Annotated in this window: 24 protein-coding genes; 15 read left to right on the top strand and 9 right to left on the bottom strand. The window is 68.6% G+C overall.

Features of this window, described 5'->3' with window-relative positions:
- The first annotated feature begins 167 nt into the window (after positions 1-167).
- The 7 genes from EV646_RS02800 to EV646_RS02775 all read left to right on the top strand — a co-directional run bounded on the left by EV646_RS02800 (position 168) and on the right by EV646_RS02775 (position 6,473).
- Entirely contained in the window at positions 168-620 is a 453-nt protein-coding gene (locus EV646_RS02800) for a GNAT family N-acetyltransferase (RefSeq protein ID WP_132143553.1), read from the top strand.
- Positions 621-633: 13 nt separating this feature from the next.
- Positions 634-780 (top strand): hypothetical protein, encoded by a 147-nt coding sequence (locus EV646_RS38745; RefSeq protein WP_158290889.1) that lies wholly within the window; start codon positions 634-636, stop codon positions 778-780.
- A 118-nt stretch (positions 781-898) separates the two neighbouring features.
- On the top strand, positions 899-1,828 hold the full coding sequence (locus EV646_RS02795; RefSeq protein WP_132143551.1) for an ABC transporter permease: 930 nt from the start codon (positions 899-901) through the stop codon (positions 1,826-1,828).
- A gap of 1 nt (position 1,829) precedes the next feature.
- Positions 1,830-2,828, top strand: coding sequence for an ABC transporter permease (locus tag EV646_RS02790; protein WP_132143549.1), 999 nt, complete (start codon positions 1,830-1,832; stop codon positions 2,826-2,828).
- Positions 2,821-3,828: an ABC transporter ATP-binding protein gene (locus tag EV646_RS02785; protein WP_132143547.1), complete on the top strand. Its 1,008-nt coding sequence runs from the start codon at positions 2,821-2,823 to the stop codon at positions 3,826-3,828. Before EV646_RS02790 ends, EV646_RS02785 begins: the two co-directional genes overlap by 8 nt.
- A complete protein-coding gene (locus EV646_RS02780) occupies positions 3,821-4,789 on the top strand; it encodes an ABC transporter ATP-binding protein (RefSeq protein ID WP_132143545.1) in 969 nt (322 codons plus the stop codon). The genes EV646_RS02785 and EV646_RS02780 overlap by 8 nt, the downstream gene beginning before the upstream one ends.
- Before the next feature lie 10 nt (positions 4,790-4,799).
- Complete coding sequence (locus EV646_RS02775; protein WP_132143543.1) at positions 4,800-6,473, top strand: ABC transporter substrate-binding protein; 1,674 nt, start codon at positions 4,800-4,802, stop codon at positions 6,471-6,473.
- A 1-nt stretch (position 6,474) separates the two neighbouring features.
- Here the strand turns inward: EV646_RS02775 and EV646_RS02770 are convergent, their stop codons facing one another.
- On the bottom strand, positions 6,475-6,972 hold the full coding sequence (locus EV646_RS02770; protein ID WP_132143541.1) for a phosphatase domain-containing protein: 498 nt from the start codon (positions 6,970-6,972) through the stop codon (positions 6,475-6,477).
- A complete protein-coding gene (locus EV646_RS02765) occupies positions 6,965-7,486 on the bottom strand; it encodes a GNAT family N-acetyltransferase (protein ID WP_132143539.1) in 522 nt (173 codons plus the stop codon). Before EV646_RS02765 ends, EV646_RS02770 begins: the two co-directional genes overlap by 8 nt.
- Before the next feature lie 138 nt (positions 7,487-7,624).
- On the opposite strand from EV646_RS02765, the gene EV646_RS02760 reads away from it, so the two are divergent.
- Complete coding sequence (locus EV646_RS02760; RefSeq protein ID WP_132143537.1) at positions 7,625-8,746, top strand: metallophosphoesterase family protein; 1,122 nt, start codon at positions 7,625-7,627, stop codon at positions 8,744-8,746.
- Between the two features lie 7 nt (positions 8,747-8,753).
- Positions 8,754-11,498 carry an AAA family ATPase gene (locus EV646_RS02755; RefSeq protein WP_132143535.1) on the top strand — a complete coding sequence of 915 codons (2,745 nt, stop codon included), beginning with the start codon at positions 8,754-8,756 and terminating at the stop codon, positions 11,496-11,498.
- A 3-nt stretch (positions 11,499-11,501) separates the two neighbouring features.
- Here EV646_RS02755 and EV646_RS02750 read toward each other — a convergent pair whose 3' ends face one another.
- From EV646_RS02750 to EV646_RS02740, 3 genes are read right to left on the bottom strand one after another with little or no spacing between them, the layout of a single operon-like run.
- Positions 11,502-12,245, bottom strand: a complete 744-nt coding sequence (locus EV646_RS02750; RefSeq protein ID WP_132143533.1) for a hypothetical protein — start codon at positions 12,243-12,245, stop codon at positions 11,502-11,504.
- A gap of 54 nt (positions 12,246-12,299) precedes the next feature.
- On the bottom strand, positions 12,300-13,130 hold the full coding sequence (gene fdhD, locus EV646_RS02745; RefSeq protein ID WP_132143531.1) for a formate dehydrogenase accessory sulfurtransferase FdhD: 831 nt from the start codon (positions 13,128-13,130) through the stop codon (positions 12,300-12,302).
- A 4-nt stretch (positions 13,131-13,134) separates the two neighbouring features.
- Positions 13,135-14,184: a phosphotransferase family protein gene (locus EV646_RS02740; RefSeq protein ID WP_132143529.1), complete on the bottom strand. Its 1,050-nt coding sequence runs from the start codon at positions 14,182-14,184 to the stop codon at positions 13,135-13,137.
- A gap of 82 nt (positions 14,185-14,266) precedes the next feature.
- Here EV646_RS02740 and EV646_RS02735 point away from each other — a divergent pair, with 82 nt between their 5' ends.
- Positions 14,267-14,875 carry a trimeric intracellular cation channel family protein gene (locus EV646_RS02735; protein ID WP_338419238.1) on the top strand — a complete coding sequence of 203 codons (609 nt, stop codon included), beginning with the start codon at positions 14,267-14,269 and terminating at the stop codon, positions 14,873-14,875.
- On the opposite strand, the gene EV646_RS02730 is transcribed toward EV646_RS02735, so the two are convergent.
- Together EV646_RS02730 and EV646_RS02725 are read right to left on the bottom strand one after the other, a co-directional pair.
- A complete protein-coding gene (locus EV646_RS02730; RefSeq protein ID WP_132143527.1) occupies positions 14,858-15,544 on the bottom strand; it encodes a MerR family transcriptional regulator in 687 nt (228 codons plus the stop codon). The two genes, EV646_RS02735 and EV646_RS02730, sit on opposite strands and share 18 nt — an antisense overlap.
- Before the next feature lie 39 nt (positions 15,545-15,583).
- Positions 15,584-16,783 (bottom strand): MFS transporter, encoded by a 1,200-nt coding sequence (locus EV646_RS02725; RefSeq protein WP_132143525.1) that lies wholly within the window; start codon positions 16,781-16,783, stop codon positions 15,584-15,586.
- A gap of 146 nt (positions 16,784-16,929) precedes the next feature.
- Here EV646_RS02725 and EV646_RS02720 point away from each other — a divergent pair, with 146 nt between their 5' ends.
- From EV646_RS02720 to EV646_RS02710, 3 genes are all read left to right on the top strand, one after another.
- Positions 16,930-17,997, top strand: a complete 1,068-nt coding sequence (locus EV646_RS02720; protein ID WP_132143523.1) for a ferrochelatase — start codon at positions 16,930-16,932, stop codon at positions 17,995-17,997.
- A complete protein-coding gene (locus tag EV646_RS02715; RefSeq protein ID WP_132143521.1) occupies positions 17,994-18,788 on the top strand; it encodes an inositol monophosphatase family protein in 795 nt (264 codons plus the stop codon). The genes EV646_RS02720 and EV646_RS02715 overlap by 4 nt, the downstream gene beginning before the upstream one ends.
- A 286-nt stretch (positions 18,789-19,074) precedes the next feature.
- Positions 19,075-19,374, top strand: coding sequence for a DUF4193 domain-containing protein (locus tag EV646_RS02710; protein WP_130379292.1), 300 nt, complete (start codon positions 19,075-19,077; stop codon positions 19,372-19,374).
- A 79-nt stretch (positions 19,375-19,453) separates the two neighbouring features.
- On the opposite strand, the gene EV646_RS02705 is transcribed toward EV646_RS02710, so the two are convergent.
- Both EV646_RS02705 and EV646_RS02700 read right to left on the bottom strand, forming a co-directional pair.
- On the bottom strand, positions 19,454-19,771 hold the full coding sequence (locus tag EV646_RS02705; RefSeq protein WP_132143519.1) for a DUF4235 domain-containing protein: 318 nt from the start codon (positions 19,769-19,771) through the stop codon (positions 19,454-19,456).
- A 29-nt stretch (positions 19,772-19,800) separates the two neighbouring features.
- Entirely contained in the window at positions 19,801-20,256 is a 456-nt protein-coding gene (locus EV646_RS02700) for a DUF3093 domain-containing protein (RefSeq protein ID WP_132143517.1), read from the bottom strand.
- Positions 20,257-20,308: 52 nt separating this feature from the next.
- Here EV646_RS02700 and dut point away from each other — a divergent pair, with 52 nt between their 5' ends.
- Together dut and EV646_RS02690 are read left to right on the top strand one after the other, a co-directional pair.
- On the top strand, positions 20,309-20,761 hold the full coding sequence (dut, locus tag EV646_RS02695; protein ID WP_132143515.1) for a dUTP diphosphatase: 453 nt from the start codon (positions 20,309-20,311) through the stop codon (positions 20,759-20,761).
- A gap of 125 nt (positions 20,762-20,886) precedes the next feature.
- A complete protein-coding gene (locus EV646_RS02690) occupies positions 20,887-21,558 on the top strand; it encodes a DUF3710 domain-containing protein (protein WP_132143513.1) in 672 nt (223 codons plus the stop codon).
- Position 21,559 lies beyond the last annotated feature (1 nt).

Below are 21,559 nucleotides of genomic sequence, written 5' to 3'. Positions count from 1 at the left end.
ACCTCACCCGCGCCGATCCACCCTCGATCCGCGCCGGCTGTCCACCACCTTGAGGATGAAACAGGTTGTCCCGTACGGCGATCCGGTTGCCGTCGACAACCACAACCCGAGTCACCACACTGACCGCTATGAACTGGCAAGGGAAGGTGCTGACCATCTAGCCCGCGATCGAGGTCGACGATGTACTTGCCGTACTGGATGAGGCGGCGGCCTGGCTGCGGGCGTCTGGTATCGAGCAATGGCCCGAGCGGTTCAAGCCGGAGTGGATCGCACCCGCGATCGACCGTGGCGATACGTGGCTGGCCCGTCTCGACGGTGTCGTCGCCGGCACCATCACGCTGGACTGGGACGACGCCCCCTGGTCCGGCCTTGAGGCCCACGCCGGCTACGTGCACCAACTGGCGGTCAGACGCTCGGCCGCCGGTCTCGGCGCGTCGCTCCACGACTGGGCCACCGCGACTAGCCAAGCCCTCGGCTGCGCCTATCTCCGCCTCGACTGCGTCAGCACCAACCGGCGACTCAGGACCTACTACGAGTCCCGAGGCTTCCAGCACCAAGGCGACGTCGCAGACCGGCACGGCCCCTCGACGTGGGTGAGCCGGTATCAGCTGCCGCTCTGAAAGCCGCCAAGCCATGCAGCAGTTCGCGGTAGGCGTACTTCCGGGCTCGGTCGTCGCCGGACCCGAACCAGATGCTCGTCGGCATCCGTACGTCGGCCAGCCGGAAACCGAGGGCAGCCAGCCAGGAGGTGCGGTTCCGCCGTGGATCAGCCTCGCCTAGGCGTAGCTCAATGTGAAGTTCTTGAGTCGGCTTTCTCAAGATTTGGGATGTGGTCGGAGTGGCGGGTGGAAGCGGCCTAGCGTTTGCCGGCTGGATGTTTCCATCGTGAGGAGTGCTTGTGAGTTCCTCGGTCGCCGGGGCCGTTTCGCCCACCCGGCTGGCGTTGCGCCGGGTACGGCGGGATCGGAGTGCGCGGGCCGGTGTCGCCCTGGTTGTCGGGCTGATCGTCGTCGCGGCCGCGGCGCCGCTGCTGGTCAAGCTGGCCGGCCAGGACGCGTACACGTACCACATCGACCTCCTCGATCCCGCCCGCGGCAACGCACCCAAAGGTGCGATCGGTGGAGTCAGCGGCGACCACTGGTTCGGCGTGGAGCCGCTGACCGGGCGGGACTTGTTCTCGATCGTGGTGCTCGGCCTCCGGACGTCGCTGTTCATCGCGGTCGTCGTGACCCTCATCACCACAGTGGTCGGCACCTTGGTCGGCATCAGCGCGGCGTACTTCGGTGGCTGGTACGACGCCGTCGTCTCGCGGCTGGTGGACTTCCTCTTCGGTTTCCCGCAGCTCGTCTTCATGATTGCCCTCGGCATCATTGTCCCGGGCGGGTTCCCGCGCTGGCTGCTGCTGATCCTGGTGCTCAGCGTCTTCGGCTGGGCCGGTCTGGCCCGGCTGATCCGTAACCAGGCGCGCTCGCTGGTCGCCCGCGAGTTCGTCGAGGCGGCCCGCAGCGTCGGCTCCTCCGGCTGGCACGTCGTCACCCGCGAGCTGCTGCCGAATCTGCTCGGCCCGGTGCTCGTCGTCGCGACGATGGCCGTGCCCGGCTACATCGGCGCTGAGGCCGCGCTGTCGTTCCTCGGGGTTGGCGTACCGCCGCCGACGCCGAGCCTCGGACGTTCGATCTCCGACTCGATCGCCTGGGTCTACACCGGCGCCGATCCGTGGTTCCTGGTTTTCCCGGGCGCTGCGCTGTTCCTCGCCGTACTCGGGTTCACGTTGCTCGGCGACAGTGTCCGCGACGCGTTCGACGTGCGGTTGCGGAGGGCGAACTGAGATGCCCGACCTTGCCTGGTTCGTGGTACGACGTCTTGCCGCGGCCGTACTGGTGATGCTCGCGCTGAGCTTCGCCGTCTACCTGATCTTCTATGCGATCCCCGCCGACCCGGCGAATCTCGCCTGCGGTAAACCGTGTACGCCGGACCGGCTCGAGCAGGCCCGGCATTTCATGCAGCTGGATCAGAGCACGATCCAGCAGTACCTGAACTTCCTCAAAGGCATCTTCGCCGGCCGCACGTTCGGCGACGGCACCGCGGCCGTGCACTGCAACGCGCCCTGCTTCGGCTACTCGTTCCCGCTGGCGCGCCCGGTGACCACGCTCATCCTCGAGCGACTGCCGATCACGGCGTCGATCGCGCTCGGAGCGGCGGTGCTGTGGTTGATCATCGGGGTGTCGCTCGGTGTCGTTGCCGCGCTCAACCGTGGCCGGCCGCTCGATCGGCTCAGCGTCGGGTTCGCGCTGGTCGGAGTCGCGTCGCCGTCGTTCCTGATCGGTCTGCTGGCGATCCTCGTCTTCGGGTTCTGGCTCAACATGGTCCCGGTCAGCGGCTACATCCCGCTCACCGACAGCCCGGTCGACTGGGCCTGGCACCTGGTCACCCCGTGGCTCGTGCTGGCCGTTCTGCAGGCGGCGTCGTACATCAGGCTGACGCGTGCGCAGATGATGGAAGAGCTGAACCTCGACCACATCACGACGGCCCGGGCGAAGGGTGCCGGTGAGGCGCGCGTGGTCCTGACGCATGGCCTGCGGGGTGCGCTGGTGCCGATCGTGACGCTGTTCGGGCTCGACCTCGGTGGTCTGCTCGGTGGCGCGATCCTGACCGAGAAGGTGTTCAGCATGCAGGGGCTGGGCGACCTGCTGATCAGCGCGGTCGCTCAGTTGGACGTCGCAGTCGTCGTCGGTACGACGCTCTTCTCGGCCTTCCTGATCATCCTCGCGAATCTTTTGGTGGACATCGTGCATGGAGTGCTCGACCCGAGGGTGAGTCATGGCTAGGCCGGTCCTGGAAGTCCACGACCTCCACGTCACCTTCCGGACCGACGGCGGGCTGGTCCCGGCGGTGGACGGCATCGACTTCGCCGTCGCGGCCGGCGAGACGCTCGCCATCGTCGGCGAGTCCGGCTCGGGTAAGAGCGTGAGCTCGGCCGCGGTGATGGGCCTGCTGCCGGGCAATGCCGATGTGACCGGCGAGGTGCTGCTGGACGGGCGCGATCTCGTCGGCCTGCCGAGCGACGAACTCCGCAAGGTGCGCGGCAACGACATCGCGCTCGTCTTCCAGGACGCGCTCTCCGCGCTGAACCCGTACTACAGCGTCGGCTGGCAGGTCGCCGAGGCGTACCGCCTGCACCATGGCAAGTCACGGGACGCCTCGAAGAAGGAAGCGCAGCGCCAAGCGGTCCGGATGCTCGACCTGGTCGGCATCCCGGATGCCGCGCGCCGGGCGAACAGCTACCCGCACGAGTTCTCCGGCGGAATGCGGCAGCGGGTCGTCATCGCCATGGCGTTGGTGAACAACCCGAAGGTGCTGATCGCGGACGAGCCCACCACCGCGCTCGACGTCACCGTGCAGGCACAGATCATGCGACTGCTGGAGGACGTCCAGGAGGAGTTCGGTACGGCGCTCGTCCTCATCTCGCACGATCTCGGAGTGGTCGCCGAGGTCGCCGACGACGTCCTCGTCATGTACGCCGGACGGGCGGCCGAACGAGGCACGGTTCGGGACCTGTTCCATCGCGCGGCGCATCCGTACAGCCTGGGACTCCTCGGTGCGATGCCGCGGGTCGACGTACCGCCGAAGCCGCGGCTGACGACGATCCCCGGCAGTCCGCCGTCGCCTGGGTCGATCAGCACCGGCTGCCCGTTCCAGCCGCGCTGCGCCTATACCGAGCGCGTCGGCGAACGCTGCATCACCGAACGCCCCGAGCTGACGCCGCGCCCGGGTGAAGGCGATCACGAAGCGGCTTGCCACCTGGGGCGGAGGCCGTCCGATGCCTGACGAGTTGCTGCACCTCGAGAACATCAAGAAGTACTTCGGTCTCCGCGGCGGCGTGCCTTGGCGTCAGGCCCAGGCAGTGAAGGCCGTGGACGACGTGAGCTTCGTTGTCCGCAAGGGCGAAACCGTCGGACTGGTGGGGGAGTCGGGCTCGGGCAAGTCGACGCTCGCGCGGGTCGCGACGCGGTTGCTGGATCCCACTGCCGGCCGGGTCGAGATCGGTGGCGTCGACGTCACCAAGGTCAGCGGCCGGAAGCTGCGGCCGGTCCGGCGCAAGGTCCAGATGGTGTTCCAGGATCCGCAGGCGTCGCTGAACCCGCGGCAGTCGGTCGGCACGATCCTCACCACCCCGTTCCGCGCGCAGGGGATCCGGCCGACCAAGATCCAACTGGTCGAGCTGCTCGAGCAGGTCGGTTTGTCGGCGGAACACCTCGATCGCTATCCGCACGAGTTCTCCGGTGGTCAGCGACAGCGGATCGGCATCGCCCGCGCTCTGTCGGTGCAGCCGGAGCTCCTGGTCTGCGACGAACCGGTGTCGGCACTCGATGTCTCGATCCAGGCGCAGGTGCTGAACCTGCTCGCCGACCTCCGCGACGAACTCGGTCTGTCGTATGTGCTCGTCGCTCACGACCTGGCCGTCGTACGGCAGGTAGCCAGCCGGATCGCGGTGATGTACCTCGGCACGATCGTCGAGGAAGGGCCGGCCGCCGAGGTTTACGACCATCCGGCCCATCCGTACACGCGGGCGTTGCTGTCGGCGGTGCCGGTGCCCGAGCCGGGCGCCGTACGGGATCGGATCGTGCTGACCGGTGATGTCCCGACACCGATCTCGCCGCCGTCCGGCTGCCCGTTCCGGACCCGATGTTACAAGGCCGAGGACATCTGCTCGACGAAACGGTTGGTGCTCGAAGCAGTTGCCGGAAGCAACGAACACAAGGCCGCCTGCTACTTGCCAGAAATCTGAAAGGACACCGATGAAGCGCACCACAAGTGCGGTCGCCGTTGCGGCCGCGCTGGCGTTGGCGGTTGCCGCCTGCAACGCCAATAACCAATCCACCTCCGGTGGCAGTACGACGGGTGCCGCCGAGGCGGGCGGCACCTTCCACATCCTGAGCACCTCCAAGGAGATCAGCCTCGACCCGGCCAAGAGCCAGAACCTCGGCACCAGCACGATCCACCTGGTGCTGCGCGGCCTGACGTCGTGGAAGACTTCGCCGGACAAGGCCGCCGAACTGGTGCCCGACCTGGCCACCGACACCGGCCAGGTCAGTGCCGACGGCAAGACCTGGACCTACAAGCTCAAGCCGGGTCTCAAGTACGCCGACGGTACGCCGATCGTTGCCGCCGACATCAAGTACGGCGTCGAGCGGTCCTTCGCGCCGGAGTTGTCCGGCGGACTCGGCTACCACAAGTCGCTGCTGGTCGGCGGCGACAAGTACGCCGGCCCCTACAAGGGCGCCCAGCTGGCGTCGATCGAGACCCCGGACGACAGCACGATCATCTTCAAGCTGAACAAGTCGTTCGGCGACTGGCCGTGGATCGTCAGCATGCCGGCGTTCTCGCCGGTGCCGAAGGCGGCCGACAAGGACCCGGCGCACTACGGCGAGGACCCGGTCGCGAGCGGCCCCTACCAGGTGAAGTCGTACTCGCCGGGCTCGAAGCTCGAGCTGGAGCGCAACCCGAACTGGGACAAGTCGACCGACGAGGCGCGGACCGGTCTGCCGGACTCGATTGTCATCGACATGGGCCTGCAGGCCGATGTGGTCAACCAGCGGCTGATCGCGGACGCCGGCGACGACAAGTTCGCCGCCGCCACCGGAGTCTCGCTGCCGGCCGCGCTGATCCCGACAGTGAACGGCAACCCCGCGGTCAAGTCACGCGTCGCGACCTCGCCGTCCGGTGCGTTGCTCTACCTGGCGCTGAACACCAAGCGCCCAGCGCTGGCGAACCCCGCCGTACGCAAGGCGATCGAGTACGCCGTCGACAAGCAGGCCGTCCAGGTTGCCGAGGGCGGTCCGGAGTACGGCGGCGAGATTGCCTCCACGCTGATCACGCCGGGCATCGACGGCTACAGCAAGTTCAACCTGTACGACGCGCCGCCGGCCGGAGACCCGGAGAAGGCGAAGCAGCTGCTGGCGGCGGCCGGCGTCAGCAACCTCAAGCTGCTCATGGTCGCCGACACCGACACCGGTATGGACGTCGCGCAGGCGATTCAGCAGGGCCTGAAGCGGGCCGGCATCACGGTGCAGATCAAGCCGCTGGACGCTCAGCCGCTGACGGACCTGATCACGGGCAACAAAGCCGACTTCGACCTGACCGTGTCGAGCTGGCTGCCGGACTTCTCCAGCGCGATCGGCAACATCCAGCCGCTGTTCGCGTCGTCCGAGATCGGCAACGGTGGCTACAACATCTCCCGGTACTCGAACCCGGCGGTCGACGCCGCGATCAACGCCGCAACCGCGGAGCCGGACAAGGCGAAGTCCGCTGCCGCGTGGGGTGCGCTGGACAAGCAGATCCTGGCCGACGCTCCCGTCGTACCGCTGATCTACGCCCGGAACGCGTTCCTGCACGGATCGAAGGTGCAGAACTTCTACCTGCCGTCGTACCCGCCGTACCCGAACGTGCTCGGTGTGGGCTTGAGCAAATAGCTCAGGTCCGGCCCTCTTCTTCCTGGGCCTCGAAGAGGGTCGGCTGGGTCTCGGCGTCGAGTCCCCAGTCGGCCCTCAGCACCGGGTAGCCGGCCTTCTCGGCGGCCGCGCACACCTTGACGTCGTCGTCGACCAGGACGGCCACGCGGCGCTCCTCGGCGAGACGTTTCAGCCGGCCGAGCTTCATCGTCACCGACGGGCGGCGGTCGGTGTCGCCACGCATGTAGACCTTGCCGTCGGGGAAGCCGTTGTCCTTCAGCCACCTCAGTGTGTCCCGCCGCAGCCGCTCGGGCCGCCCGGTCAGGTAGACGATCACGTGGTCGGCCGCCAGCGTCGTCGCGACCGCCAGCCCTTCCTCCAGTACGGCGTCCTCCTTGGCATGCGCGAAGAACGAGTCCCAGTCCTTCGGCCGCTTCTCGATGAAGTGGATCCGCTGGCTGGTGTCGGACAAGGTCGCGTCGATGTCCAGTACGGCGTACGGCTGCTGATCGTCAGGCACGTCGCCCAGCCTCCCAGGTACGGCGATCGATCGCGTACTCGACCTCACCGAACTCGGTGCCCGGCAGCGGGTCGTCGAAGTGCTCGTGGTAGACCCGCACGAACCGCAACCCGGCCCGCCGCATCACCGCGCGAGACCGATGGTTGACCGCCATCGTGTCGGCGACGACTCGCTCCATACCTTCGCCGAAGGCCTTGTCGATGAGCGCTCGAGTCCCCTCGGTCGCATACCCCTTGCCCCAGGCCGTCCGGTTGAGCCGGTAACCGACGTCGACAGTCTTCGCGTCCGCGGTCGGCTGTAGGCCGAACCACCCGATGAACGCGCCGTCCGATTTCTGGTGGGCCGCGAAAGTCCCGAGCCGCGGATGGGCGGCGTACACCTTCAAGATGCCGGGTAAGACGACGTTCTCGATCTCCTCCCGCGGCGTCGGCTGCCCGGTCAGGAATCGCATCACCTCCGGATCCGAGTCGAGCCCCACCAGGAGTTCGACGTCGTCAGCCGTGAATCGACGCATTGTCAACCTCTCGGTCTCCAGCACGCAGCCGATCCTGCCATGTGAGTTCCAAGGAGTGTCCGGAGTGTGGGCGGTGTGGGGGTTCGGGGTGTGTTGAGTGGGCGGTTGTCGGTGCCGCAGGTTAGCGTTCTGCCCGCGATGGAAGAGTCGATCACGTTTCTGCACAGCTCGGACTGGCAGCTGGGGATGATGCGCCGGTTCCTGGGGCCGGACGGTCAGGCCCGGTGGGGTCAGGCCCGGCTGGATGCTGTCGCGCGGATCGGCGAGGTCGCGGTGAGCACCGGAGCGGCGTTCGTGGTCGTCACCGGAGACGTCTTCGAGCACAACCAGGTCGAGCGGCAGACGATCTTGCGTGCTTGTGAAGCGCTGAAGCGGATCCCGGTCCCGGTGGTGCTGCTGCCCGGCAACCACGACGCCCTCGAGCCCGGCTCGCTGTGGACGTCGGCCCAGTGGCAGGCGCACGCGCCGGAGCACGTCACCGTCCTGACCGACACCAAGCCGCTGGAGATCGTGCCGGGCGTCGAGATCGTCGGCGCGCCGTGGCGGTCCCGCCGGCCGTTGTCGGATCCGGCCGCGCCCGGGTACGCCGAGCTGAAGCCCGGCAAGACCAGGATCCTGCTGGCGCACGGGCAACTGACCAGCTTGTCCGGCGGCATGTCCGACGTACCGACGATCGATCAGGCCGCGCTGGAGGCGGCGGTCGCGGATGGCCGGTTGCAGTACGTCGGTCTCGGCGACCGGCACTCGACCACGCGGGTGACCGATCGGATCTGGTTCTCCGGGACGCAGGAAGTGACTACGCCCGAGGAGACCGATCCGGGCAATGTGCTCGCGGTGACGCTGGGCGCTGACGAGATCGTGGTGGAGGCAATTCGGGTCGGTGCGTGGCACATGGTCGACCATCGGGTCGAGTTGTTCGACGAGGAGTCGATCCAGGCGCTCGAGGACTGGTTCGCCGAGCTGCCGGACAAGGAACGCACGTACGTCCGGCTCGCCGGGGACGGATCGCTGCCGCTTCCGCTGCTGAGCCGGCTCGACGCGATCATCGACGCGCAGGGCGAAGTGTTCGCGTGCGTCGAGCGGTGGACCAAGTTCTGGACCGTGCGGCCGGCGCCGGACGCCGCAGATCTGGACGCTTTGCAGTTGAGCGGTCCCGCCCGGGCGGCGATGGAGGAGCTGCGGCAGGCGCTGGCCGCCGGCGACGAGAGTGCCGGTGTGGCGCTGTCGTTGATGCATCGATTGGCCCGGGACGCGGGATGAGGTTGCGTTGAGACTGCACTGTCTGACGCTTCGTAATTTTCGCGGCGTCAAGGACCGTTCCGTTCGGCTGCCCGCGCTCGGCACCACCGTCGTGGTCGGCGACAACGAGGTCGGCAAGTCCAGCCTGGTCGAGGCGTTCGGGCTGATCTTCAAGCTGCCCGACGACTCCAAGTCGACCCAGATCCGGGAGATCCAGCCGGTCGGTCAGGACGTCGGGCCTGAGGTCACGGTCGAGCTGACCCTCGGCGGTCGCGAGCTCACCTACACCAAGCGCTGGCTGAAGAACCGTTCGACCGAGCTGACCATCGTCGAGCCCGACGGCCGGCGGCAGTCGTGGACCGGTCGCGAGGCGCACAACGAAGCCGAGCGCCTCTTCCATGAGCACGTCGACCCGGTCTTGTGGCAGACCCTGATGGTCAGCCAGGGCCAGTCGCTGGTGCTGCCGACCCCGGCGGACGCCGAGCCGCTGATCACCGCGGTGACCGCGGAGTCCGGTACGCCGGTCGACGGTGCGTCGATGCCGCTCGTGACGGCGGTCGAGCATGAGTACCTGCGCTACTGGACACGCGGCGGTCGCGCAACCGGCGACTTCGCGAGGTCCGAGAAGGCGGTCGCCGCCGCCGAACTGACCGCGGCCCAGGCAATGAAGGCGATGGAGGAGGTCCAGCAGGACATCCGCCGCGCCGAGCGGCTCGCGCTCGACCTCTCCGATGTCGATAGCCGTTTGACCGACCACCTCAAGTCGGTCGAGGAGCTGCGCGAACGCAAGAAGGCGACCGACGAGATCCTGCTGCGGCGCGACGCCGTACGCCACCGGGCCGAGACCGCGCAGGCCCGGTTGGTGAACCACACGCGGACCCGGGTGGAGCGGGAGCGGCTGCTTGACGAGGTCGAGCGGTTCGCCAAGACGGACGCTGAGCTGGCCAAGCGTCGTACTGATGCCGAGACGGTCGCCAAGACCGCTGCGGAAACAGTGCACGCGGCAGAGGCAGCGCTGGCGGAGGTGGTCGAGCTCAAGGACGCACGCCGTACGGACGTCCAGGAGGCCGAGCGGCGGGTCTCGGAGTTGGTGGACCGGGCTGAGCTCGACCGGTTGCTTGGGCAGCAGGCGGAGTTGGTCGACGTACGCGCGCGGATCGCCGCGGCCGGCACGATCCTCGACCGGATCAAGGTCGACGACGCGCTCGTGTCCGCGCTGGAAGACGCCCGGGCCAAGGTCGTCGAGGCGCGCGCCGCGCTGGCGGCCGGAGTTCCGGAGGTTTCGGTACGACGGTTGGGCGCCGAGCCGGTGGAGTTGTCGGGGACAGGCGTGGACCCGCTGCCAAGTGAGTTGGGCTTCGACGAATCGGCTGAGCTGCTGGTCTCCGGTGAGCTGGTGATCGGCGTGCCCGGGCAGGTTGAGGTCACGGTGCGCGCGGGTGGCGAGGCGGCGACGCTGCGGTCGCGCGTGGACGAGGCTGTGCGGCGGGAGAAGGACCTGCTGAAGAAGGCCGGGGTGAAGGACCTGGCGGCGGCTCGGGAGTTGCTCCGGAAGGCTGATACTGCGTCGGCTGAGCTGCAGGAGGCTCGTCGGACTGAGCGGTCGCTGACGGCTGGTGGTGATCTGGGGGAGCGGATCGCCGTGCTGACCGCGCGACTGGGGCCGGAGGAGCCCGCGGAGGTGCCGAACCAGCAACCCGCGGTCGAGGGCGTGCCGGGTCAGATGTCGTTGTTCGAGGAATTCGCGTCGCCGCACGACACGCTCTTCGAGGGCTTCGAGCTGCCGGTGGGCGAGCCGGACGATCTTGCCGGCGCGCAACGCGCACTCGAGGAAGCGCGGGCTGAGCTGGCGTCGGTGGAGCGGTTGCTGAGTGACGCGGAATTCGCGGCGGCGCAGGCGCGGAAGGCCGCGGACGAGGATCGGTCGGAGGCGCAGAACGCGCGGGCGCGATCGGAGCTGGCGGGGGAGCGGCTGGCGGCTGCGGTCGAGGCGTTGGATGCTGCTCGGGCTGCTCTGGACGATGAGGCGGTGTCTGCCGCTGAGATCGAGGCGAAGGCAGAGGCTGAGGCGGTGCTGGAGGAGCTGACCGCCGTACAGGAGCAGGTCGATGCGGCTGGCGCCGATCAGGTTGCCGGGGCGCTTGCCGATGCGTTGGCGGTCGCGACGCGGTTGCAGGGTGAGCGGGACACGTTGCGGGATGCGCTGCGGACGACCGAGGGGCGGTTGGAGCAGTCGGGGCGGGACGGGTTGGCCACGCGGCGCGATGTGGCTGAGCTGGAGTTGGCCGCCGTACGTTCGGAACATGAGAGCCTGCGTCGGCGGGCGGAGGCGGCGCGGCGGGTGCACGAGACGCTGAGCCGGCATCGGGCCGAGGCACAGACGAAGTACTCGGAGCCGTTGCAGAGCCGGATCGAGGCGCTCGGGCGGAGTGTGTACGGGCCGTCGTTCCGGGTGTGGCTGGACGACGACCTTGCCGTCGCGGAACGCGAGCTGGACGGCGTGCGGCTGCGGGTGGACGCGTTGTCGACGGGTGCCCAGGAGCAGCTTGCGATCATCACGCGGCTCGCGATCAGTCACCTGGTCAGCACGGGCGAGGGCAGTGTGCCGGTGATCTTCGACGACGCTCTCGGCTGGTCGGACAAGGCCCGGCTGCGGGACATGGGTGCGTTGCTCGGGCGGGCCGGCGACCACGGGCAGATCATCATCCTGACCTGCATGCCGGACCGCTACGAGTACGTGCCGCGGGCGACCTTTATCAAGCTGGAGAGTTGACGTTCATGCCAGGTGGTAGAACACCGGCATCGCCCCGGTCCGATTGACCAGCAGGTTGGTCAGGACGTAGCTGCGGAAGCTCGGCTTCGCCACCTGGTGGAGCATGAGCCGCGGGATGCCGTAGTCCCACCGCGCGTGATTGACGAACACGTAATCGGACTTGTCGATCGGTACCAGCAGAGTGGAGTTGTCCAGCCCGCTCTGTTTCACGAACCAGCCGGACAGGTGCTCCCACAGGTCCACTGCGAGGTCGGCGTCCTCGGCGACGAAGTAGTTGAACAGGAACAGGCCAGGCCGGGATTTGTCCACGTCCCCGAGCGATCTGGTGCAGCGGGCGGCCATCACATGCACGTCCTTGGCGGCTGCCACCAGCGCGTCGTGCAGGACCCGGTACAGCTCGGTCTCCTGTACCTGTCCGATCAGCTCGGGTGAGGTCGTTTCGATCAGCACCACGACGTCGTACCGGGCGTGGTGCACCCCGTGTCGTCTGGCGTAGCCCGCCGGCGGTGGCATGAGAACCGCGTCATACACGGTGACCTTCTCCACGTCATCAGAGTCGGCGAGGTCCTGTGCCATGGACTTCAACCGTTCCAGCAGTTGCGCCTTCTGCTCGCTGCTGCGCGCGAACGGCGCTCGCCCGGAGGGCGGCTCGACGGCTGCCCCGAGGTGAATGTAGCCACGTGTAGGTGGGTCGACCAGCGTCGCCGGTGGGAATTTTTCGGTCGGACCAATCAGCTGAAGGTCCATTGTCGTTCGCCTCCTGGTTAGCGGCGACGACTCGGTACCCGTACGGCGTGCGACCTATGCGCGGATGATCCGCTCGGGGCAGCTGTAGACCACACAGCGGTCGCCGCGGGTGAAGCCGGCGACGGTGATGTCGAAACGGCGGGCCAGTTCGACCGCGAGGCTGGAGGGTGCGCCGACGGCGACGATCATGCCGACGCCGGCTGCGACCGCCTTCTGGATGATCTCGTAGCCGGCGCGGCCGCTGACGACCAGGACGAGGCCTTTGCGGCTGTGCTGATTGAGGAGCGTCCAGCCGACCACCTTGTCGACCGCGTTGTGCCGTCCCACGTCTTCCTTCACGACGACCTTCCGGCCATCTGCCGTGAACAGGCCTGCGGCGTGCAGACCGCCCGTACGCGCGAACATCGGCTGACCTTCGCGGAGTTGCTCCGGGAGGCGCCGTACGACGTCGACAGTTGTTTGCACCGGGTCGACGGGGGCGTAGTCGCGCTCGGCCAGCTCGTCGAGGCTCTGCTGGCCGCAGACGCCGCAGGCTGCCGACGTCACGCCGTACCGCTGGGGTGATTCGCGGTCGGGCGGGCCGTCGAAGGTGACCGTGACCGTGTTGAACTGCTGCTCCCGGGTCAGCTTCACGTCGGTGCAGTAGGCAACGGTCTTGATCGCGTCCGGCCGGGTTGCGAAACCTTCGCCGAGGCAGAAGCCGGCGGCGAGCTCGAAGTCGGACCCGGGGGTCCGCATCGTCACCACCAGCGGCTCGGGCGGACGGCCGGGCCACTCCAGCCGGAGCTCGAGCGGCTCCTCGGTGACGACGACGTCCTCCCGCCGGGACGTCCGGTCGCCGTCGAGCACCTCGACCTTGAACCTCGTGGTCGGACCTTTACTCATACCTTTACGGTAGCCACCCACGCCGTACGGCGAGCCACTCGAGGAACGTCCAGGCGTAGTACCGCTGATGCTCACGCAACGCCGGCGTACACCCGAACGGCGGCGGCGCGTCCGCATTCCTCATCATGTACGCCGCCACCGCCGCGATGTAGCAGTCGAGATGATCCGCCGGTACGCCGGCCGCCAGCGGGCTGGTCCGGATCGCGGCGGCGGTGTCGATGCCGTGGTGCTGCGCGACCGGGAGCAGGCCGAGCCAGTCCATCCACCGCGGTCCAAGCGCCAGCCAGTTCCAGTCGACGGTCCAGCAGGTGCCGTCGCCGTCGATCAGCAGGTTGTCGGGCCGGAGGTCGCCGTGCGTTGCGGTGTCTCCGGCAAAGGCTTCCGGCGCCAGCTCCACCAGGGCGACAAGCTCGGGCAGGATCTTGGGCACCCATGGTTGGAGGCCGGTCGGCAGTGGTGCCTCGCCGGCCAGAATGCGAGCGGGCGTCTGCAACGGCGCGTCGGTGTCATTGAGGTCACTGAGAAACGACTTCAATCCACCGAGCGGGCTTGGCTCCATCACCTGCGCGATCTGCTCACACGTCCTGCTAACCCGCTCAAAGTCCTCGCGGGTCCACGGGCGACCGGGCATTCGCCCCGGAACCCACTCCGACAGCACCGCAAACCACCGCCGCCCGCCTCCGGCGGACAGCGCGGAGGAGGAAGCGGGCGCCGCCGAGCCCCCACTCCCACCGTCGTCGACGGCGTGAGCCGTCGCGATGATCGTGGGCACCTTGATCGCCGCCGGGAGCTGCGGGACCACCTCGGCTTCGCGTTGGTAGGCGCGGTAGGAGTGCAGCGTGTCGGCGGAGGCCTTCATGAAGACGCGGCGGCCGTCGGCCAGCTGTAGCGGAGCTGCGAAGCCGCCGGTGAAGCCTGAGCTGACGGGAGAGCCGGCCTCGGCGACCTCGGCGCCCAACGCTTCGGCCACCGCCTCACGGATTGCGAGTGGGAGGGAACTCCACGCGGGCCGCAGGGAGGTCGCGCTGTAGTCGACGTCAGGCGCTGTACTCATCCGGCGTCCTCGCTCCGCTCGCTCATGTCCACAGACCATAGAACGGGCCGACCGCCTCGCGCGCGTGGTTTAGCGTGCGGCTGTGACTGCTCTGCATGTGCTCGACCTGGTCGGGATCTTCGTGTTCGGGATCACCGGGGCGCTGGTCGGCGTACGGAAGAAGCTGGATGTCTTCGGGATCCAGGTGCTGGCGCTCGTCACCGGGCTCGGCGGCGGGTTCATCCGGGACGTGCTGATCGGCGTGACCCCACCGACCGCTCTGCAGGACTGGCGGTATCTGGTCGTGCCGATCGCCGCCGGGCTGCTCACGTTCTTCCTGCATCCCGGCATCGGCCGGGTCGAGCGGCTGGTGAACATCTTCGACGCGGCCGGTCTCGCACTGTTCTGCGTCACCGGCGCGCTGAAAGCGATCAACGCCGGCCTATCGCCGTTCTCGGCCGCCCTGCTCGGCATGATCTCCGGTATCGGCGGCGGGGTCATCCGCGACATCCTCAGCGGCCGCGTCCCCGTCGTACTGCGCTCCGAGATTTACGCCACCCCCGCCTTCCTCGGCGCCGGCATCGTCGTGGTCGCCGCCGCGCTCGAGTACAACGCCCTCTGGGTGCCGATCGTTGCCGCACTGATCTGCTTCACCATCCGGCTGCTGGCCATCCGCCGCGGGTGGAACGCGCCGCTACCCCGCCATCCGTGACGGCGCGGCCCAGCCGTTGATGACGGCGAGCAGCTCCAGATACCGGTGCCAGCGCGGGTCGGCCTCGTCGCGGAGGCTGCTGAGCCGGTCGCGGAGCTCCGGGTCGTGCCAGAGTGCGTCGCCGGCGATCCTGCGGTAGCCGGCGGCCAACCGTCGTACGGCTGCCCGGAAGTCTTCGTCCTGCACCAGCGCCGCCAGCTCCAGCCAGGCTCCCACCTGTACGGCGTCGGCGTCGTCGGGCAGGACGGGAGTCAGGTTCTGGCGCATGGCGGCGAAGTTGGGGTCGTCGCCGAGCGTCGAGCTGAGGAAGTCCGCGATCAGGGTGTTCATGAGTTCGAGTTCCTCCGGGGAATGGCGTCGGGCGGCCACGGTCAGTACGGCGTGCCGCAGCCGCAGGGTCCGGATCTGCACCGCGAGTGCCTCGGCGTGCGCGGTCGCGACGTCGGCGAGCGAGCGTTCCTGATCCAGCACCCTGCGTACCGTGGGCAGATCGATGCCGAGGGCACGCAATGTCCGGATCAGGTCGAGCCGCGCGACGGCCGTCCCGTCGTACCGGCGATGACCGGCAGCGGTACGACGAGACGGCAGCAGGCCCTGGTCGGAGTAGTACCGCACGGTCTTCACCGACAGCCGGGCCCGCCGCGCCAGCTCACCGATCGAAAGATCCATACCTGTACCCTCACACCTCCCCTCAGGGGAGATACAAGCCTAGTTGTGCGCGAACCGGGTCTTCGGGCGGGCGAAGGTGGTGGAGACGGCGGCGACGAGTGCGCAGGCGATGCCGATGGCGAACGGGACCCAGTAGGCGTCGGACGGGCCCCACACGTCGACCGCGTGGCCGGCGGCCGCATTGCCGGGGGCAACGCCGAGGAGGATGCCGGTGACGGTCCAGGTGATCGCTTCGGTTAGGCGTTCCGGCGGGACCCACTCCTCGACGCACGCCGTGACGGCGACCATGGTCGGGGCGATGGTCATGCCGCAGCAGAACAGGACCACGCCCAGGAGCAGCACGCTGTCGACCCAGGGGAGTGGGGCGAGCGTGATGGCGAGCAGGATCGTGCCGATCAGGAGGCGGCGTTCGACCGGCGCGCGCCAGTGCACCGAGCCGTACCAGAGACCCGCGAGCAGGCTTCCAAATGCCCAGACAGCCAGTACGACGCCGGACATGCTGGCCTGGCCCTTCAAGGTCGTGAACGCGACGGTGATGACTTCAGCGCCGCCCAGCGTCGCGCCGAGCCCGAGGCCGATCAGGCTGAGCAGGAGAATCGAGAGCCAGGGGAGCGGTGCCTGCTCGGCGCCGGTGGACTTCCCCCGGCCCGGCGGGTCGGATGCACGCAGTACGGCGAGCCAGAGGCCGCCGGCCAGGCCGAGCAGTCCCGCTGCGGCGAGAGCGGCGTACGGGCTCACCTGGGTAGCGAGCAGGGTGACCACGACCGGGCCGACGATGAAGACGACCTCGTCGCCGACGGCTTCCAGGGCGAACGCGGTCTGCAGGGCGCGGCCGCGGCCGAGCAGGTGGGTCCAGCGGGCGCGGACGAACGAGCCGACCTGCGGACGGGTGCCACCGGCAACGAACGAGAGCAGGTAGAGCACCCAGGTGGCGGTGTCGGCACGGACAGCAACCAGCAGAGCGGCGAGCGCGACGGTGCAGGCGACCGAGCCGATGATGATCAGCAGCCGCTGGCCGAACCGGTCGACCAGGCGGCCCTGGATCGGCCCAGTGAGCGCACCCGCGATGACGGCGACACCGGAGACCGCACCGGCCAGGCCGTAGGACCCGCTCTCCCGCGCGATCAGGATGACGATGCCGAGGCCGACCATCGAGATCGGCATACGCCCGAGGATCCCGGCGGTGAAGAACGCACTGGCACCGGGACGGCGCATGAGATGGGCATAGGGCTTGAGCATGGGACCGGGGACACCCTAACCGGTCCGGACCGCCAGGCCATCTCAATTACCGGCGCGGGCTCCGGCCTGCGCTCAGCCGGGCCGCCCGCGCGCGATTGTGATGGCCTGGCCGTCCGGGCTCTGGCCCCAACTGCGAAACTTGGAGCATGCCTGTGGATGCTTCGCCGTACGACGCGGTGCTGTTGCTGTCCTTCGGGGGGCCCGAGAAGCCGGATGACGTGTTGCCGTTCCTGCAGAACGTGACGCGCGGGCGCGGGATCCCGGACGAGCGGCTGAAGGAGGTCGGCGAGCACTACTACGCGTTCGGCGGCAAGAGCCCGATCAACGACCAGAACCGGGAGCTGCTGACGGCCCTGCGGGAGTCGTTCGACGAGATCGGGCTGGACCTGCCGATCTACTGGGGCAACCGGAACTGGGCGCCGTACCTGACCGACACGATGCGGCAGATGGCCGACGACGGGGTCCGCCGGGCGGTGGTGATCGTGACCGCGGCCTACCCGTCGTACTCGGGTTGCCGGCAGTACCGCGAGAACCTCGAGGACGCGGCGAAGCAGGTCCCGAACGCGCCGCGGGTCGACAAGCTACGGCACTACGCCAACCACCCCGGATTCGTCGGCTCGTTCGTGGAGTCGACCGCCGCGGCGCTGAGCAAGCTGCCGGACGGGTCGGCGATCGCGTACGTGACGCACTCCATCCCGACCGCGATGAACGACACCAGCGGCCCGGACGGGAACGGGTACGTCGACTGGCACCTGGACGTCGCGGCCGAGATCAACGCGGAGCTCGAGCGTCGTACCGGGCAGACCCGGCGGACCGACCTCGTCTACTGCTCGCGCTCGGGCCCGCCGCAGGTGCCGTGGCTGGAGCCGGACGTGAACGACCACCTCGAGGCGCTCGCGGCCGACGGTGTGCCGGGCGTGGCCGTCGTACCGATCGGGTTCGTCAGTGACCACATGGAGGTCATCTACGACCTCGACACCGAGGCCGCCCGGACCGCCGAGAAGCTGCGGCTGCCGATGGCCCGCGCCGCGACACCGGGTACCGACCGGCCGTTCGTCACCATGCTGCGCGACCTGGTCGTCGAGCGTGCCGCCGCCGAGCGGGGCGAGCAGCCGGCCCGGCCGTGCGTCGGCAAGCTCGGCCCGGCCTGGGACGACTGCCGCCACGACTGCTGCCCACCGCTTCGCCGTCCTACCTCTAAGGAAGCCGTATGACCGACCCGCAAGACCTGCTCAAGCTGGCCGTGGAGGTGGCGGAGGAGGCAGCGAGGCTGATCGTCGAGCGCCGCCGCGGCACGATCACGGTCGCCGACACCAAGAGCACCGTCACCGACGTCGTCACCGCGGTCGACCGGGAGTCCGAGGAGCTCATCCGGGCTCGAGTCCTGCAGGCCCGCCCGGACGACTCGTTCCTCGGCGAGGAGGGCGACGACGTGATCGGCACCAGCGGCGTCCGCTGGGTGGTCGACCCGATCGACGGCACCGTCAACTACCTCTACGACATCCCGGCGTACGCCGTCTCGATCGCGGTCGAGTACGACGGGGAGACGGTCGCCGGAGTGGTCGTCGACGCACCCAAGGGTGAGGTGTTCACCGCGACCAAGGGCGGCGGCGCCTTCCTCGACGGCAAGCCCATCCAGGTGTCGGGCTGTACCGAGCTGAGCACCGCTCTGGTCGGAACCGGATTCGGGTACGACGCCGACCGGCGGCAAGTCCAGGCCGAGGTCGTCCAGCAGCTGATCACCAAGGTTCGCGACATCCGCCGGATCGGTGTCGGCGCGCTCGACCTCTGCTACGTCGCCTGCGGCCGGCTGGACGCGGTCTACGAACGCGGACTGAATCCATGGGACTACGGCGCGGGCGCACTCATCGCGGCCGAGGCCGGAGCCACGATCGGCGGGCTGAACGGAGCCGTCGTCTCGCCGGAAATGTCGATCGCGGCCAGCCCGGCGCTGTTCGGGCCGTTCCACGATCTGATCGCCGCGGCGGACCCGCTGCGCGCGTAACTGTCGCTGGATGCTCGTTAGTGCGCAGGATCGCACATTAACGAGCATTCTGCTGTTCGGTCCTGACATTTGGGGCGACACGTTCGCCGAAAGGTGGACCCGGGCGCGCGCGAAGGGCCCTTCATAGGGCACAATCCCGTCCTCGGGAACGGTAGTTGCCGGTCCCGGCCTGGCTGTCAAGGGTTTCGGGGGACGAAAGATTCCGCAGACGGAATTTCTCGGCCGCTCTACCCGTTCAAGGGCTCAGCAGGCAACACCACGGGTACGAAGAGGGCAGGGAAACACCATGGCGACTGATTACGACGCCCCGCGCAAGACAGACGAGGACGCTTCCGAAGAGTCGATCGAGGAGCTGAAGACTCGCCGTCACGACAAGAACTCCGGCAAGGTCGACGAGGACGAAGCCGAGGCGGCCGAGAGCTTCGAGCTGCCCGGTGCCGACCTGAGCCACGAAGAGCTGGCGGTGCGGGTGCTCCCGCGCCAGGCCGACGAGTTCACCTGTTCGAGCTGCTTCCTGGTTCACCACCGCAGTCAGCTCGCGGAAACGAAGAACGGGCAGCTGATCTGCCGCGACTGCGCAGCCTGACACCAGCGCCCTCCTTCGGCTGAAACAACAGCGGGACCGCCTCCAGTACGGAGGCGGTCCCGCTGTTGCCGCTTTGGGGTCAGTCCTCGTCTTTGCCGATGCTCTTGACCAGACCGCCGCGTACGTCGTCCTGCTCGTAGCCGGGGGGTGCGTAGCCGGTCGACTTGAACCAGTACGCCGCCGCCCGCCGCTCGGCGAAGAGTTTGGCCGCGGCCGCGGCCGCTCCGCTCGCGACAGCCCAAGTGACCACTTCCGTGTAGCCGCCCTCGCCGTTCTTCGGCGGCTTCCCGCCCGAACCGAGCTTCCACGCCGTACTCACGGCCTTGTTCGCGACCAGGCCCACGACGAGCGTGAACGCGGCCACCACGAGTTTCCAGCCGATCTTCGCTCCGACCACAGCAGCCTCCTAACGGCTCTCCCCGATAGTCAGGATCTTGCCACGCTGTTCCCGCTCAGCGCCGCTGCCAACCGCTCCGGCGCCCGCGTGGCGATCACCCAGTACGGCGCCGGGTCGCGTGGGTCGGTGATCTCGACCCGCACCGCGCCACGCACGTAGCTCCGCAACAGCAGGTACGCCTTCGGGTCGCAGTCCCGCCCGAACGCGTGCCGCGCGTCGTCGCCGGTCAGCGCTTCGACCTCGCCGAGGTACGCGCGTTCGATCAACGCTCGGCCGGCCCGGAACCGCTCCGCGTCCACCTCGACCCGCGCACCGCCGTACTGGATGAAGAAGGTGAGCAGCAGCACGAGGGCGACGCCGGCGACCAGGGTTCCGGCGAGGGTGCCCGCAGGTACGGCGGTGATGACAAAGAGCGTGACGACAGCGGCGGCGGCGATGATCCACCAGGACACCGGCACGCTCAGACGTTCGCGGTAAGCACCCACAGGACCAGCCTGGCACGCGCACTGTCGGAGCGCGTCGGTAGGGTCGCCTCTCGTGACCGAGGTTCTGATCCAGCGACTCGACCCCGACCTGCCCATGCCGTCGTACGCGCATCCCGGCGATGCCGGCGCGGATCTGGTGGCGGCCAGTGACATCACCCTGAAGCCGGGGGAGCGCGGCCTCGTCGGCACCGGGATCGCGATCGCGCTGCAGGATGGGTTCGCCGCTTTCGTGCATCCCCGTTCCGGGCTGGCGGCCAAGCATGGGGTGTCGATCGTGAACGCGCCGGGCACTGTTGACGCCGGGTACCGGGGTGAGATCAAGGTCTGCCTGATCAACCTGGACCCGCACGCCGAGGTGACCCTCAAGCGTGGCGACCGGATAGCGCAGCTGGTGATCCAGCGGGTGGAGAAGGCCCGGTTCGTTGAGGTGACGACGCTGCCGGGTTCGGCCCGCGGTGACGGGGGGTACGGCTCGACCGGCGGCTTTGGTGGTGTGACACGCTGAGCACATGCGCGACACGCTGACCAGTGGACCCGTTGACCTGACGGATGCGCGAGACTGTGTCGGCCTTCGGGCGGCTGTGTGAACCGAACCGGGCTGTGCGAATTGAACAGAAGAGGGCAAGAGCAGTGATCTTCCGCCGCAAGGCCAAGAACGAGGACCTCGACACGACCGAGGCGACCGTGACCGAGGCCGTCGAAGCCGAAGCTGGTACGCCGGAGCCGCGCGCTGAAGGCCCGTTCGACTCCAGCGAGGTGGACGCCAAGGACCTGGAGGCGGAGGACCGCATCGACCTCGGTGCCCTGGTGGTGACCGGTCTGCCGGGCATGCAGTTGCAGCTGCAGGTCGACGAGCAGTCGGGCCAGGTGCAGGCGATCCTGCTGGTGCTGGAGGAGCAGGAGGCCGCGCTCGAGCTGCGCGCGTTCGCCGCGCCCAAGAAGAGTGGCATCTGGGACGAGGTACGGCGCGAGATCGCTGCCGAGGCCAGCCGGATGGGCGGGACGGCGACCGAGACCGACGGACCTTTCGGCGTCGAGCTGGTGCTCGTCGTACCGGTCGAAGGTCCGGACGGCCAGATCTTCAGCCAGACCTCCCGCGTGATCGGCGTGGACGGCCCCCGCTGGCTGCTCCGGGCCACTGTGCTCGGCCGGGCCGCCGTCGAGCCGGAGGCGGCGCTGCCGATGGAGGAGACGCTGCGGAAGGTCATCGTGGTCCGCGGTGACGAGCCGATGGCGCCGCGTGAGTCGCTGCCGCTGCGGCTGCCGCCGAACGCTCAGCTCGCTGCCGAAGACCAGGCGTGAC

Origin of the sequence: Kribbella antiqua (assembly GCF_004345665.1) — a bacterium.
Lineage (GTDB): Bacteria > Actinomycetota > Actinomycetes > Propionibacteriales > Kribbellaceae > Kribbella > Kribbella antiqua.
This window is presented reverse-complemented; position numbering and strand designations above follow the sequence as displayed.

What these genes read in the sequence shown, in the direction of transcription:
- EV646_RS38745 (WP_158290889.1), top strand. Translation starts at nt 634, where the DNA reads ATGCAGCAGTTCGCGGTAGGCGTACTTCCGGGCTCGGTCGTCGCCGGA.
- EV646_RS02790 (WP_132143549.1), top strand. Translation starts at nt 1,830, where the DNA reads ATGCCCGACCTTGCCTGGTTCGTGGTACGACGTCTTGCCGCGGCCGTA.
- EV646_RS02785 (WP_132143547.1), top strand. Translation starts at nt 2,821, where the DNA reads ATGGCTAGGCCGGTCCTGGAAGTCCACGACCTCCACGTCACCTTCCGG.
- EV646_RS02780 (WP_132143545.1), top strand. Translation starts at nt 3,821, where the DNA reads ATGCCTGACGAGTTGCTGCACCTCGAGAACATCAAGAAGTACTTCGGT.
- EV646_RS02775 (WP_132143543.1), top strand. Translation starts at nt 4,800, where the DNA reads ATGAAGCGCACCACAAGTGCGGTCGCCGTTGCGGCCGCGCTGGCGTTG.
- EV646_RS02765 (WP_132143539.1), bottom strand. Translation starts at nt 7,486, where the DNA reads ATGCGTCGATTCACGGCTGACGACGTCGAACTCCTGGTGGGGCTCGAC.
- EV646_RS02760 (WP_132143537.1), top strand. Translation starts at nt 7,625, where the DNA reads ATGGAAGAGTCGATCACGTTTCTGCACAGCTCGGACTGGCAGCTGGGG.
- EV646_RS02750 (WP_132143533.1), bottom strand. Translation starts at nt 12,245, where the DNA reads ATGGACCTTCAGCTGATTGGTCCGACCGAAAAATTCCCACCGGCGACG.
- fdhD (WP_132143531.1), bottom strand. Translation starts at nt 13,130, where the DNA reads ATGAGTAAAGGTCCGACCACGAGGTTCAAGGTCGAGGTGCTCGACGGC.
- EV646_RS02740 (WP_132143529.1), bottom strand. Translation starts at nt 14,184, where the DNA reads ATGAGTACAGCGCCTGACGTCGACTACAGCGCGACCTCCCTGCGGCCC.
- EV646_RS02730 (WP_132143527.1), bottom strand. Translation starts at nt 15,544, where the DNA reads ATGGATCTTTCGATCGGTGAGCTGGCGCGGCGGGCCCGGCTGTCGGTG.
- EV646_RS02725 (WP_132143525.1), bottom strand. Translation starts at nt 16,783, where the DNA reads ATGCTCAAGCCCTATGCCCATCTCATGCGCCGTCCCGGTGCCAGTGCG.
- EV646_RS02720 (WP_132143523.1), top strand. Translation starts at nt 16,930, where the DNA reads ATGCCTGTGGATGCTTCGCCGTACGACGCGGTGCTGTTGCTGTCCTTC.
- EV646_RS02715 (WP_132143521.1), top strand. Translation starts at nt 17,994, where the DNA reads ATGACCGACCCGCAAGACCTGCTCAAGCTGGCCGTGGAGGTGGCGGAG.
- EV646_RS02710 (WP_130379292.1), top strand. Translation starts at nt 19,075, where the DNA reads ATGGCGACTGATTACGACGCCCCGCGCAAGACAGACGAGGACGCTTCC.